General features: G+C 68.8%; 13 protein-coding genes. 9 read left to right on the top strand and 4 right to left on the bottom strand.

Annotated elements, in window-relative coordinates:
- Window positions 1-29 precede the first annotated feature (29 nt).
- The 5 genes from amrB (at window position 30) to I8J34_RS09045 (ending at window position 3,844) form a co-directional block, all read left to right on the top strand.
- Window positions 30-848 carry an AmmeMemoRadiSam system protein B gene (gene amrB, locus I8J34_RS09065; RefSeq protein WP_214361083.1) on the top strand — a complete coding sequence of 273 codons (819 nt, stop codon included), beginning with the start codon at window positions 30-32 and terminating at the stop codon, window positions 846-848.
- Complete coding sequence (gene amrA / locus I8J34_RS09060) at window positions 835-1,398, top strand: AmmeMemoRadiSam system protein A (protein ID WP_214361082.1); 564 nt, start codon at window positions 835-837, stop codon at window positions 1,396-1,398. Before amrB ends, amrA begins: the two co-directional genes overlap by 14 nt.
- Complete coding sequence (amrS, locus tag I8J34_RS09055; protein ID WP_214361081.1) at window positions 1,398-2,492, top strand: AmmeMemoRadiSam system radical SAM enzyme; 1,095 nt, start codon at window positions 1,398-1,400, stop codon at window positions 2,490-2,492. The genes amrA and amrS overlap by 1 nt, the downstream gene beginning before the upstream one ends.
- Before the next feature lie 18 nt (window positions 2,493-2,510).
- The gene (locus I8J34_RS09050) at window positions 2,511-3,182 is read left to right on the top strand and encodes a dienelactone hydrolase family protein (RefSeq protein ID WP_214361080.1); all 672 of its coding nucleotides are present in this window, start codon (window positions 2,511-2,513) and stop codon (window positions 3,180-3,182) included.
- A 110-nt stretch (window positions 3,183-3,292) separates the two neighbouring features.
- Window positions 3,293-3,844, top strand: coding sequence for a putative metalloprotease CJM1_0395 family protein (locus I8J34_RS09045; RefSeq protein WP_214361079.1), 552 nt, complete (start codon window positions 3,293-3,295; stop codon window positions 3,842-3,844).
- Between the two features lie 3 nt (window positions 3,845-3,847).
- Here the strand turns inward: I8J34_RS09045 and I8J34_RS09040 are convergent, their stop codons facing one another.
- Window positions 3,848-4,192: a hypothetical protein gene (locus tag I8J34_RS09040; RefSeq protein WP_214361078.1), complete on the bottom strand. Its 345-nt coding sequence runs from the start codon at window positions 4,190-4,192 to the stop codon at window positions 3,848-3,850.
- A 179-nt stretch (window positions 4,193-4,371) separates the two neighbouring features.
- Between I8J34_RS09040 and I8J34_RS09035 the strand changes: the two genes are divergently transcribed.
- On the top strand, window positions 4,372-5,640 hold the full coding sequence (locus tag I8J34_RS09035) for a thermonuclease family protein (protein WP_214361077.1): 1,269 nt from the start codon (window positions 4,372-4,374) through the stop codon (window positions 5,638-5,640).
- Between the two features lie 108 nt (window positions 5,641-5,748).
- The gene (locus I8J34_RS09030; RefSeq protein WP_214361076.1) at window positions 5,749-6,852 is read left to right on the top strand and encodes an NAD(P)/FAD-dependent oxidoreductase; all 1,104 of its coding nucleotides are present in this window, start codon (window positions 5,749-5,751) and stop codon (window positions 6,850-6,852) included.
- A 16-nt stretch (window positions 6,853-6,868) separates the two neighbouring features.
- Here I8J34_RS09030 and I8J34_RS09025 read toward each other — a convergent pair whose 3' ends face one another.
- The 3 genes from I8J34_RS09025 to I8J34_RS09015 form a co-directional block, all read right to left on the bottom strand.
- Window positions 6,869-9,001, bottom strand: coding sequence for a putative bifunctional diguanylate cyclase/phosphodiesterase (locus tag I8J34_RS09025; protein ID WP_230411779.1), 2,133 nt, complete (start codon window positions 8,999-9,001; stop codon window positions 6,869-6,871).
- A 79-nt stretch (window positions 9,002-9,080) separates the two neighbouring features.
- Window positions 9,081-9,977, bottom strand: coding sequence for a nitrate- and nitrite sensing domain-containing protein (locus tag I8J34_RS09020; RefSeq protein WP_214361075.1), 897 nt, complete (start codon window positions 9,975-9,977; stop codon window positions 9,081-9,083).
- Window positions 9,978-9,988: 11 nt separating this feature from the next.
- On the bottom strand, window positions 9,989-11,182 hold the full coding sequence (locus tag I8J34_RS09015) for a methyl-accepting chemotaxis protein (RefSeq protein ID WP_214361074.1): 1,194 nt from the start codon (window positions 11,180-11,182) through the stop codon (window positions 9,989-9,991).
- A gap of 313 nt (window positions 11,183-11,495) precedes the next feature.
- Between I8J34_RS09015 and I8J34_RS09010 the strand changes: the two genes are divergently transcribed.
- Window positions 11,496-12,617 carry a DNA polymerase Y subunit UmuC family protein gene (locus tag I8J34_RS09010; protein ID WP_214361073.1) on the top strand — a complete coding sequence of 374 codons (1,122 nt, stop codon included), beginning with the start codon at window positions 11,496-11,498 and terminating at the stop codon, window positions 12,615-12,617.
- Between the two features lie 89 nt (window positions 12,618-12,706).
- Window positions 12,707-13,447, top strand: coding sequence for a Mut7-C RNAse domain-containing protein (locus I8J34_RS09005; protein WP_214361072.1), 741 nt, complete (start codon window positions 12,707-12,709; stop codon window positions 13,445-13,447).
- Window positions 13,448-13,455 lie beyond the last annotated feature (8 nt).

Here is a 13,455-nt window from a genome sequence, read left to right as displayed (position 1 = left end):
TAGTTGCAGTGGTTCCAAGGACATTCGACATGGCCAACGCCTCCCTCCGCCCGCCGGCCGTTGCCGGCGCCTTCTATCCGGCCGACCCGCGCACCCTGCAGTCCATGGTCAGCGAGATGCTCAACATGGCCATGCCGCAGGACACCGTGCATTGGCCCAAGGCCCTGATCGTGCCGCATGCCGGCTATGTCTATTCCGGCCCGATCGCCGCCAGCGCCTACGCCAGTTTGCGCAGCACCCGCGAGTACTACCGGCGCGTGGTGCTGCTCGGCCCCTGTCACCGCGTGCCGGTGCGCGGCTTTGCCCTTCCGGCCGCCCAATGTTTCGCCACGCCGCTGGGCGAGGTGACGATCGATCGCGACAGCTGGCTGGCGCTGCAGGACGAACCCGACGTGCAGGTGGACGACGCCCCGCATGCCGCGGAGCATGCGATCGAAGTCCAGCTCCCCTTCCTGCAGACCGTGCTCGACCACTTCACCCTGCTGCCGATCGTCGTCGGCGACACCACCGCCGAGCGGGTCGCCCATGTGCTCGAACGCGTGTGGGGCAGTGATGACACGCTGATCGTCATCTCCTCCGATCTGTCGCACTACCTGCCCTACCAGCAGGCCCGCTGGCGCGACCAGTCGACCGTCGCTCAGATCGAGCGCCTGCAAAGCGGGCTGGCCTTCGACCAGGCCTGCGGCGCACTGCCCATCGACGGCATGCTGCTCGCCGCCCAGCGCCACCACCTCATGCCCACCGTGCTCGACTTGCGCAACTCCGGCGATACCGCCGGCGACCGCAACCGGGTGGTGGGCTACACCAGCATCGCCTTCACCCCGGCCCAACGCCATGTCGCCCACTGACCCCGACCTCGGCCCGCGCCTCTTGGCCCGCGCCCGCGCCGCCATCGAACATGCGCTGGGCCTGCGCCCCGAGCCGCCGCCCGACGATCCCAACCTGGCCGAACGCGGCGCCACCTTCGTCACACTCAAGCGCCATGGCCAGTTGCGCGGCTGCATCGGCAGCCTCCAGCCGCAACGACCGCTGGGCGAAGATGTAGCCGCCAACGCGGTCGCCGCCGCGCTGCGCGACCCGCGCTTTGCCGCGCTGACGGCCGAAGAATGGCCCGACATCCGCCTCGAAGTGTCCTTGCTCGGGCGCGCCGAGTTTCTCGATGCCAAGACCGAAGACGACGTGCTGGCACAATTGCGGCCGGGCGAGGACGGCGTGATCTTCTTCAATGGCTGCCAGCGGGCCACCTTCCTGCCGCAGGTGTGGGAGCAGTTGCCCGAACCGCGCGACTTCCTGGCCGAACTCAAGAAGAAGGCCCGCCTGCCGGCCGACTTCTGGGGGCCGTCGGTCATGGTCGCCACCTACCCGGTGCTCAAGTGGAAGGAGGAGGAGGTGCGCTGATGCATGACGACGACTCGCGCGTCCCCGGCGGCTACTGGCACATGCTCGACGACGGGCGCATCGAATGCGACCTGTGCCCACGCACCTGCCGCCTGCACGAGGGGCAGCGCGGGGCCTGTTTCGTGCGCCAGCGGGTCGGCGACGCCATGCAGCTCACCACCTGGGGGCGCAGCTCGGGCTTTTGCATCGACCCGATCGAAAAGAAGCCGCTCAACCACTTCTACCCCGGCAGCAGCGTGCTCTCCTTCGGCACCGCGGGTTGCAACCTGGCCTGCAAGTTCTGCCAGAACTGGGACATCAGCAAATCGCGCGACATGGACCGGTTGATGGACGCCGCCACGCCCGAGGCCATCGCCGCCGCGGCCGAGCGCTGGGGCAGCCAGAGCGTGGCCTTCACCTACAACGACCCGGTGATCTTCATCGAATACGCCATCGACACCGCCATCGCCTGCCACGCGCGCGGGCTCAACACGGTAGCCGTGACCGCCGGCTATGTGCACGGCCAGGCGCGCGAGGACTTCTTCGCCCACATGGACGCGGCCAATGTCGACCTCAAGGCCTTTACCGACGATTTCTACAAGAAGCTGTGCGGCGCGCGGCTGCAGCCGGTGCTCGACACCCTGGTCTGGCTGCGCCATGAAAGCCGGGTGTGGTTCGAGATCACCACCCTGGTGATCCCCGGCGAGAACGATTCGAACGAAGAAATCACCGCCATGGCCGAGTGGATCCACCGCGAACTGGGCGACGACATCCCCCTGCACCTGACCGCCTTCCACCCCGACTTCAAGCTCACCGACCGGCACGGCACCCCGCACGCCACGCTCACCCGCCTGCGCCAGTGCGCGCTCGGTGCCGGGCTGCGCTACGTCTATATCGGCAACATCCCCGATGTCGATGCCGCCAGCACCCGCTGCCCGGGCTGCAACAGCGTGGTCATCGCCAGGCTGGGCTACGACATCCTTGAGTACCGGCTCGACGATGGCGGCCGCTGCCAGTACTGCGGCCACAAGCTACCGGGGCGATTCGGCCATTTCGAGCGCTCGTTCGGCAACCGGCGCATTCCGGTCGCCCTCCGCTCGACAGCGGCCGAATAGGCGTGCGATGCTCGCGCCATGTCGCTGACCCTCCGCCACACCACCCTCAGCCTGCCCGCCGGCCCCGTCTGGCTGGCCGCCCGGCTGGCCCATGCGCCCGACGTGCGCGCGCTCGTCATCCTGGCGCGCAGCACCCTAGACGACGACCAGAGCGCCAGCGAAACGGCCATCTGCCATGCGCTCAACCAGGCCGGCTACGCCACGCTCGGCCTGGATCTGGTCACGCCCCATGAAGACGAGCGCGACCCCGATCTGCGCTACAACACCCCGCTGCTGGCCACCCGCATCGAGGCAGCCCTGGCCTGGCTCGACCATCAACCGCCGCTGCATGATTTGGCGCGTGGCCTGGTAACCGGCGGCACCGCCAGCGGCGCGGCCATTCGCGCCGCCAGCCGCTCGACCGACCGGCTGCACGCGCTGTTCTGCATCGGCGGGCGCATCGACCTGGCCGGCGCCGGCCCGCTACGCGCCCTGGCCTTGCCGCTCTGCGTGGCGGTCGGCCAGCACGCCCCCGGCCGCGCCATGATGCACCAGGCCTACAGCCTGATTCGCACCGAGGCCGCCTGGCAGGAAATCGACGACACCGGCCTCTCCGCGCCGGCCACGCTGGCCCGGATCATCCCCGTGCTGGTGCGTTGGTTCGACCACCATTTGGCCAACGCCGCCCCGCCCACCGAAAAGGCCGGCTAAGCGCCTGTCCCGACAGGCAATTCTCCGCCGCAATGAAGTCCATCTAACCCTTTTTCGTCGCCGCGAAACCCACTAGAGTGGGAGCATCGAACGCTTCAGGGGGATATCGCATGATGTCCGTCTCCGCCAGCCTGCCCGTGTCGCTTGCCGCGCCCCAGTCCCGGGCCGCAGCGGGCGATGCCGCGCCGGCAGCGCGCAGCGCCGAGACCGACAAGCGGGAGGCCGCCGCCGTCGCGGCCGAAGTCAGCGCCCTGGCCAGCACCGACCGCCAGGTGCGCTCGCATGAAGCGGCCCACCTGTCGGCCGCTGGCGGACTGGCCCAAGGCGGGGCCAGTTTCACCACCATTCGCGGGCCCGACGGCCAAGTCTATGCGGTCGGCGGCGAAGTGAGCATCGATGTCTCGCCCGGCCGCACGCCGGAAGAAACCCTGTCCAAGGCCCAACAGATCCAGCGCGCCGCGCTGGCGCCGGCCGACCCGTCGTCACAGGATTATCGGGTGGCGGCCATCGCCGCCCAGCTGATCCAGCAGGCCCAGCGCGAACAGGCCACCCAGAACGACCCGGCCCAGGGCGCCGAGGGCGGCACCCGGCAGCTTCAGCAGGCGCTCTCCCAGATCGCGCCGCGCACCGACCCCGGCCAGCAGATCAACCTCTTCGCCTGAGCCTCAGCGCGACCGCGGGCCAGGCGCTTCCGGTTCGGACTCGTCGACCTCGCGGATCACCTCGCCTTCGATCACCAGCCCCTCCTGCGATTGACCGGGCTGCGAGCGGCCGGGCTGCGCCTCGCGCATCTGCTTGCGCAGCGCGCGCGTCTTCCACCAGAACCAGGCGCCGGCCGCGGCACCGACCGTCAGCACCACGGCAAACACCACCACCGAGAACACCAGCGCCAGCCCGAACAGGCCGATCGCCGCCACCGAGCCCACGATCTTCTGCCACGGGCTGAGCGGGCGCGCCTGGCGGCGCGCAAAGGCCTCGAAGAGCTTTTGTTGATTGGGGTCGATACGCATGGGGTGTCCTCGTCACAACTTCAGTGCAATGCACAAAACTATCATTGATCGGACATCCGTGCCTCCGGCCCCGTTCCGGCGCGGGCCAAACAATGCCATTCGCACGCGCGCCGACTACCCTGAAGAGTAGGCGCCTTACCGGGCGCCGCACCGACAGGGCACGCATCCGGGAGACGGCCATGGCCTACACCCTCATCAAAGGCAACTTCCACATCCACTATCCGGACATCCCGCTCAGCGGGCCGGAGCCGGACGGCGACACCATCAAGTTCCAGCCCGACAACCCGCAGCTGATCGAACGCCTGCCCCGCCCCAACCGCGCGCCCGGCTTCAATCTGGCCGGCATCACCAGCATCCGCTTCGAAGGCGTGGATGCGCTGGAGACCCACTTCGAGGTCGAAGACATCGAGTATCACCAGCACCTGCCGCTGGCCCTGGCCGCGCGCGATGCGCTGATGGCACGCCTCGGCTTCGGCACCATCAAGTATTTCGACACGCACCCCTTCAAGGTCGAATCGGTCGAGCGCCACCCGGTGCGCGGCTACATCCTGTCGCTCGGGCTCGACACCTACGGGCGCAGCGTGGCCTTCGTCTACACCGGCGAGCACCCCGCCATCGACGGTTCGCGCATCTTCATGCAGCCGCACATGCTCGATGCCAGCCTCAACGCCTACATGCTGCGCGAAGGCCATGCCTACGGCGCCTTCTACCTCGGCCTGCCGCCCGAGCTGCGCGAGCACCTGCGCGCCGACGTGCGCCATGCGCGGGAAAACCGGCTCGGTTTCTGGGCGCATGCGCCTTCGATGAGCACCGGCCTGCATATCGACGGCATCGATGCCCTGCAGAACAGCGTGATGTGGCCCAAGCTGTTCCGCCGCATCGCGCCCTACTTCCAGGCCGGCCACATCAACTTCGACGCCTTCGACCCCTGGCTGCGCGAAGACACCCGCCATCGCGACGACCGCCTGCTGCTGCCCACTCTGGAAGTGGGCAACCTGCATGACATGATCCGCGCCGAAGGCACCACGCTGCGCCTGATGTTCGCCCCCGAAGACGTGGTGATGGTGCCCGACGACTACATCCTGCCCGCCACCGTTGCCGGCGTGCAGCCATCGCGCCCGCGCCACCCCAGCGGCATCCGTATCATCGCCGCCCTGATCAATCCCGTCGAGCAGCCGGAGCATCATCACGAAACCGTCACCCTGCTCAACACCAGCAACACTGACGCCGACCTCGGTCACTGGCATATCGCCGACGCCCGGGGCCGGCAGACCCTCCTGGGCCGCATCGCTCGCGGCGAAACGCTGCGCGTCCCGCTGAGCTACGCCGTCAAGCTCAACAACGACCGGGACACCATCACGGTGCTCGACGCCGACGACCGGATCGTCGACCAGGTGTCCTACGAACCGAAGGATCTGCTGGAAGAAGGCGTGAGCGTTACCTTCTGAACCCGCCGACGTCGCCCCTATCTGCCCACACCCAAATCTGATACAACCCGCCCATCGAGCCGCCGGCAACCGCCGGCGCTCATTGCCGCAACAACTCATCGAGACAACATGGAAACCGTCGACTGCGTGGTCATCGGCGCGGGCGTGGTCGGCCTCGCCTGCGCGAAATCGCTTGCCGAGGCGGGCCGGGAGGTGATCGTGCTGGAGCGCGAAACGGCCTTCGGCACCGGCATCAGTTCGCGCAACAGCGAAGTCATCCATGCCGGACTCTACTACCCGCCCGGCTCGCTCAAGGCGCGCCTGTGCGTGGCCGGGCGCGATGCGCTCTATGCCTATTGCGCCGAGCGCGGCGTGGCGCATGCGCGCTGCGGCAAGCTGGTGGTCGCGCCCAAGGTCGAACAGGCCGAGGGCCTGCAGCTGATCCGCAGCAAAGCGGCGGCCAATGGCGTCCATGACCTGCAGCTCCTCGACCGTAGGCAGATCGCCGCGCTCGAACCGGCGCTCGACGCCCATGCCGCGCTGCTGTCGCCATCGACCGGCATCGTCGACAGCCACGGCCTGATGCTCGCGCTGCTCGGCGATGCCGAGCGCCATGGCGCCATGCTGGCGCTGGGCAGCCCGGTGGAGGATGGCCGCCCCGACGGCGACGGCGTGGTGTTGCGTGTCGGCGGCGAGCAGGAGATGGATCTGCGCGCCCGCTGGGTGATCAATGCGGCCGGCCTCGACGCCGTTGCCCTCGGCCATCGCCTCGGCGGGCCGGCAGAAGCTCAGCTGCCACAGGCCTGGTTCGCGCGCGGCGTGTATTTCACGCTCACCGGCAAGGCCCCCTTCTCGCGCCTGATCTATCCGCTGCCCGAGCCGGGCGGGCTGGGGGTGCACCTCACGCTCGATCTGGGCGGCCAGGCCAAGTTCGGCCCCGATGTGGAATGGATCGACCAGCCCGACTATCACGTCGACCCGGCGCGCGCCGAGGCCTTCTACACCGCCATCCGCAGTTGGTGGCCGCAACTCGAAGACGGCCGGCTCGAGCCCGGCTACGCGGGCGTGCGCCCCAAGATCGTCGGCCCCGGCATGCCGGATGCCGACTTCCGCATCGACGGCCCGGCGCAGCATGGCACGCCCGGGCTCATCCATTTGCTCGGCATCGAGTCACCCGGCCTCACCGCCGCGCTGGCGATCGGCCAGCAGGTGGCAGGCATGGTGGCGGCCTGAGGCGAACCGGCGCGGTTCAGGCTGCCGGCGCGGCGTCGAGGAAGGCCGCCGCCTCGGGCCCCGGCAAGGGCTTGGCAAACAGGTAGCCCTGAAACTCCTCGCAGCCCAGCGCGTTGAGCACGGCCAGCTGCGAGGCGGTTTCCACCCCCTCGGCCACCACGCGCAGGTTCAGGCTGTGGGCCAGCGAGACGATGGCACGGGTGATGGCCACCGCCTCGTTGCCCAGATCGCATTCCATGACGAAGGAACGATCGACCTTGAGGATGTCGATCGGAAAGCGCTTGAGGTAGGCCAGCGACGAATAGCCGGTGCCGAAATCGTCGATGGCGATGAACACGCCCATCGCCTTGAGCTCCTTGAGCACCGCCAGCGCCCGCTGCACGTCGCCCATCAGCATGCCTTCGGTGATTTCGAGTTCGAGGTTTTCCGGCGGCAGGCCGGCGGCGTCGAGGACCGACTGCACCAGTGCCGCCAGATCCTTCTCGCGGAACAGGCTGGGCGAGATATTGACCGCCACGCGCAGGTGCCCGTGCCCCTGCGCCCGCCAGGTCGCCGCCTGATGGCAGGCATGGCGCAGCACGAACCAGGTCAGATGGCCGATCAGCCCGTTCTCTTCGGCCAAGGGGATGAAGCGCGCCGGCGACACGCTGCCGAATGCCTCGCTGTCCCAACGCACCAGCGCCTCGAAACCATACAGCTGGCCATGCGCGCCGACCTTGGGCTGGTACACCACATGCAACCCGTCCTGCTCGATCGCCTGGCGCAGGGCCGAGTCGAGCGCCAGGCGCTCGCGCGCCGCCACGTTGAGCGACTCGGTATAGAACTGGAACTGCCCCTTGCCCAGCGTCTTCGCATGGTGCATGGCCGCGTCGGCATGGCGCAGCAGGACTTCCAGATCGCCGCCGTCGTCCGGAAACACGCTGACGCCGATGCTGCAATTGACATGGATCTGATGCCCCTGCAGCGCGATCGGCGCGCCGACCACGTCCTGGATCCGGTGGAGGATGTGCAGCGTATCGCTGAGCCCCTCGTAGTCGCCGAGGATCAGCACGAATTCGTCGCCGCCATAGCGCGCCACGGTGTCCGATTCGCGCACACTGGCCTTGAGCCGCCGCGCCACCTCGACCAGCAGCCGGTCGCCGGCGCCATGGCCGAGGCTGTCGTTCACGAACTTGAAGTTGTCCAGATCGACGAAGGCCAGCGCGCCGCGGCTCCCGCGTCGCTGGGCCTGGCGCAGGGCCTGCTGCAGGCGGTCTTGCAGCAGATTGCGGTTGGGCAGGCCGGTGAGCGGGTCGTGGGTGGCCTGATACTCCAGCTGCTTGCGATAGCCGTGCTGCTTGGTCACGTCTTCGACCGTGCCCTCGTAGTAGAGCGGCTGACCGTCCGGCCCGAACACCACATGGGCGTTTTCGGCGATCCAGATGCGGCTACCGTCACGGCGATAGACTTCGGACTCGAAATCGGCCACGCGATGATGCTCGCGGATCAGCGTGGTGAATTCCTCCCGCCGCGTGGGATCGACATACAGCCGGGTGGCGATGTCCGACAACCCCGCGATCAAGGCCTCGGGGCTGTCATACCCGTAGAGGTCGGCCAGCGCCCGGTTGGCCGCCAGGTAGTGGCCATCGATCGAGGTCTGGAACATGCCGATCACCGAATCCTCGAAAATGCTGCGGTAGCGCAGCTCGGCATCGGCCAGCAGGCGCTGGCGGGTCAGCTGCTCGGTGACGTCCTCGATGAAGCCCTCCAGCACCCGCTCGCCCTGTTCGTCGCGCACCACGGCGCCGCGCCCCAGCACCCATCTGTCAGTCCCATCGCGATGTTGCAGGCGATACTTCACGCGATACCGCCCCACGCCGCGGCAGGCCTCGTCGATCACCTCGCGCACGCTGGCCCGGTCGTCGGGGTGGATCAAGGCCTCCAGCGAGACGACCGCGTTGCCCTCCAGTTCGTCCGGCCGGTAGCCGGTCAGCGCCTCGACCCCGTCGCTCGCGAAATGCAGCGTCCAGTGCGCATCGATCGCACAGCGAAAAACCATGCCGTCGAGGTTGCGCACCAGCACCTGCAACACCCGCTCGCTGTCGATTAGGGGCCAGGCGGACGGTACGGGACGGCACGTGTCGGGCAGGCATTCGGCCGGCGGTGTCACGAGATTCAAGATGTCCGCCCCGCGATCAGGACAACACGCCGGTCGACGCCGACGACACAAGACAGCCGACGGGCGCGCATCACGCGGCCCACGCCGTCGTCGCAGCCCCATTGCCTGGCGACGACTGGCGCGCCTGCGTCAGCTGATCGCCGGTTTCATTGGCCCACGCGAACACACCGTCCACCGCACGGCTCGCCACCTCGAACACCTCCTGCACCGACACGCCGACCGCGGCACGCGCCAGCAGGCGGGTCTTGACCATCTGTGCCATGGCCTGCACCGCCGCTTCGGCCTCGTCGGCGCAGCGCCCGCGCGACACGCCGTTCGACGCCTGCGCCAACAGGTTTTCGGCGCGGGCGACCAAGAACATCAGGCGCACACGCGCCACCGCCGAGCAGCCGCCGCGCGCCGCGACGCTCAGGCCCAGCGCCCGCGCCTGGCCGAGGCACTCGGTCAACGCCGGCAGGCGGCTGACATAGTTGCGCACCACGTCCCGCGCGCTGCGCTCGTCGAACAAGGGCTCGACCCGCGCCTCGCCGAGCGCCGCCAGCCACTGCAGCAACTGGGCGATCAGGGCGCTGTGCTGGGCAATGCTCTGCTCCACCGAGAGGCTGCTCAGTGTCTCGCGCAAGCGCCCCCAGCGATGTCCGAACAGCGCCAGATCGTTCACCGTCAGGCAGGGATGCGGCGCGTCCGATTCGGCCTCGGCCACGCTTTTCAATTCGGGCAGCACGTTGTCGATCTCGCGCGCCTTGCGCGCCAGCGGGCCGCCGAAACTGCCATCGCCCGACAACAGCGCCGAGCTCATGCCGCGGTGCTGCTGGAACGCGGCGACCAACACCAGCAAGGCGCGGCACGCCAGCAGGCTGTGCGCGACGGCACGTTCGGCCTCGGCACGCCGCCGGGCACGCCACACCGCCCCGGCGCCCCACACGGCGAGCAGCCCGCCGCCCAGTCCCCACAACAGTGTGTCCATGGCGAAATTCCCTATTCGTAGTGATAGTCGTCCAGCGCACCGGTCAGCTGGACCGCCAGCTCGCTCAGGTAGCGCGACAGCTCGCTGTTTTCCCGCACCAGCTGCTCGTTGGCATCGGCCAGTTGCGCCACCTGCTCGATGTCCTGCGCAATGTTCTGGCTGGCTTCGCTCTGCTCGCGGCTGGCCGCTGCGATGTCCTGGATCAGCGCCTGTGTGCGCTGGGCGTTCGCCGCCACCCGCTGCAGCGCCTCGACCGCCTGGCCGGCATCGCCGACGCTGAGCCCGACCTTTTCCTGGGTGTGCGCCATGGCGCCGATCATCTCCGCCACATCGCCACGCACCCGCTCGATCCGCTCGCCGATCTCGCGTGTCGCATCGCCGGTGCGCTGCGCCAACACGCGCACCTCGTCGGCCACCACCGCAAAGCCGCGCCCCTGCTCACCGGCGCGTGCCGCTTCGATGGCCGCATTCAGCGCCAGCAGATTGGTCTGCGCCGCGATCTCCGAAATCAGGCCGACGATGGCGTCGATCTCCCGCGAGCGCTCGCCCAGGCGCGTCGCGGCGGTCGCCGTCTCGCCCACCGTGGCGGCCAGACCCGCCAGGCCGTCCGCCAGCCCGCTCACCTGTGCAGCGCCGGCCTGCGCGATCCGGCACGATGCCTCCGCCACCTCGGCCGTGCTGCGGGCGCTGTCGCGCGTCATCCCGAGGCTGACGGACAGCTGCTCCAGCGTCGCCGACGAGGACAACGTGATGTCGCGCTGGCGCCGCACCCCGTCGTCTCCGCCGCTGGCGTTGTGCTTGCTCTCGTCGGCCACGCTGTGGATCTCTTGCGACATGCGCGCGAAGCCGAGAAACACCTCGGCCAGCGAGCGCGCCATGGCGTTGAGGCGCTCGGCCAGCGGGGCCAGCGGGCCGCAGCGCGCGCCCTCCAGCCGGGCCACCAGGTCGCCCGCGGCCAGACGATGGGCGAAGGCGTCGATCTGCCGCAAGCCGCCGGCCAGCCCGCTCGCCAGCCGCCAGGCCAGAACCGCCGAGACCACCAGCAGGGCGCCACCGGCCCCGACGAGCGCCGGCGAGCCGCTACCGGACAGACCGGCACCGAGCATCAGGCCGGCAACCGTGGCCAACCCCCATGCCGCGAGTTGCGTCAGCGTCACCCCACGCAAGCGGAGGTCGGGCGGAGCGGCAGTGAGGGGATCTTTCATGGCGAGCACACGCATTCAGATATTTCGTGCACCGCAAGATGCAAGCCGTGTGCCAAGCGAGGTGGCCGGTGATGCCCTGCCCTTTTTGGGGCGCAGCACGGCATCCGGCCGATGCGCAGGCCAGATCGCGCACCGTCGTGGCGCCGTGCGGCCCGCAGGGGTTGCACCGTGGCGGTGCATCGCCCCCATCGCCGGCGCGCGGCGAGGTGCGCCGCATGCATCCGAATCGCGTCCTGGCCCGTACACCGAGTGTGCGGACGCGCAAGGCGCACCAATCCGCGCGCCACATCCATCACACGACGAGAGGTGAGACATGTTTGATACGACGACAGAAGTGGGCGCTTCGCCCATCATCGAACCGGGCTCTTCGGCGGCGGACGCCATCGAGCAGGCGCTCGATAGCGCACAGAGTCGCAGCGAACTCGACGCCATCCTGTTCCGGGAGATCCCCTACAAAACCACCATTCGCAGCTTCGACCGCCTGGGCCGCATCCAGTGCCGGCGGCTTCAGGGCGAGCACTTCGACCAGGAGCCGGTGGCGGTAACCATCACCGAAAAGATCGCGACGCAACTGAGCAACTCGGTATCGACGACCGTAGGCGCGTCGCTGACCACCACCGTGCAGGCCGGCGTCAAGGCATCGGTCCCCGGCGGCGAGAGCAGCGTCTCGACCAGCGTGAGCGGCACCGTAGAGGCCTCGAAAACCGTGGTCAATGCCGTGCAGACCCAGCTGTCGCGCAGCGTCGGCGTCACGGAAAGGCTGTCGGTGACCTATCACGCCGACGAATGCTTCGAGCACAACAACCCCTACGGCCTGTGCCTCGAGATCACCATCACCGGCATGCTGAGCTTCCGCCAGGATTCGCGCATCGCGCGCGGCAACGACGGCCTGTTCCATCACAAGCTGCTCAATGCCGGTGTGATTGCGGCGATGACGGTCGAGGATGTCGACGTCAGCGTCGACCCCTGCGTCATGCCCGACGAATCGCCCCGGCGCATCCCCGGCTGCGAGCCCCAGCGCAAGGTGGGCGCACGCCTGCCGGTCGAGACCATCGAAGGGGTGGGCGCGGAGTTCGGCGGAAAGTTGCGCAACGTCGGCATCGCCACCGTCGGCGATCTTGCCGAGGTGGACATCGACGCCACGTTCGAAGACATCCCCCGCAACCAGCTACTCGCCGCCCGTGCCCGCGCCCGCATGCTGGTCGGCATGACGCCCGACGCCACACGCTGGGCCTCGCTGGGCGACCGCCCGGTCGGCCAGGTACTCGACACGCCGCCCGAATCGCTCGGCGAGCGCTTTGCCTCCGCAGACGATATCGCCGCGACCATGCGTGTGCAGGAAGATCTGGCGACGATGCTCGTCTCGCTGGACGATTCCGTCGTGCGCGACACGACCGTATCGGAACTCAGCGGCAAGCTGGACATCGTTCGCTAGGCATCTGCGCGGCGGACGTCATGCAAGGGGCAACGGGCGTCGGCGCCGGTGGTCACGAACCCCCGGTCCGGCGCCCCACTCCAACCGGCATGAGCGCCACCCGCTTTCGCTTCTATGCCGAGCTGAACGATTTCCTGGCGCCGGGCCGGCGGCATCGGGAATTCACCGCGCAAAGCCCGGACACGGCCTCGGTCAAGCATGTCATCGAAGCGCTCGGCGTACCCCACACCGAGGTCGAACTGGTGCTGGTCAATGGCGAATCGGTGGATTTCGACCGGCAGCTGGCCGATGGCGACCGGGTGGCGGTGTACCCGGTGTTCGAGGCCTTCGACATCTCGCCCCTGCTGCGTGTGCGCCCCACCCCTCTGCGCCGCACCCGCTTCATCGCCGATGCGCACATGGGCGGCCTTGCCCGTCTGCTGCGCATGACCGGCTTCGACACTTTGTACGACAACGGCTATGACGACGGCGAGATCGAAGCGCTGGCCGCGCGCGACCACCGCATCGTCCTCACCCGCGACCGCGACCTGCTCAAGCGCCGCAGCATCACCCACGGCTGCTACATCCACGCGCTGAAGCCGTCCAAGCAGATCGAAGAAGTGTTTGCCCGCCTCGACCTGGCACGCAGCGCCCGCCCCCTCACTCTGTGCCTGGACTGCAACACCCCGCTGCGCCCCCTCGCGCGCAGCGAGGCGGAGGGCCGCGTGCCGCCCGACGTGGCGCACCGGCAGCCGGCGTTCAGCACCTGCGACACCTGCCGGCGGGTGTTCTGGGAAGGCTCGCACTGGCAGCACATGCAGGCGATCATCGCGCGGCTGGGCATCGCCTGACGCGTGCG

It is taken from the genome of Denitromonas iodatirespirans, from assembly GCF_018524365.1.
Classification (GTDB): Bacteria; Pseudomonadota; Gammaproteobacteria; order Burkholderiales; family Rhodocyclaceae; genus Nitrogeniibacter; species Nitrogeniibacter iodatirespirans.
The sequence above is the reverse complement of the archived record's forward strand: the minus strand, read 5'-3'. Positions and strand labels throughout refer to the sequence as shown.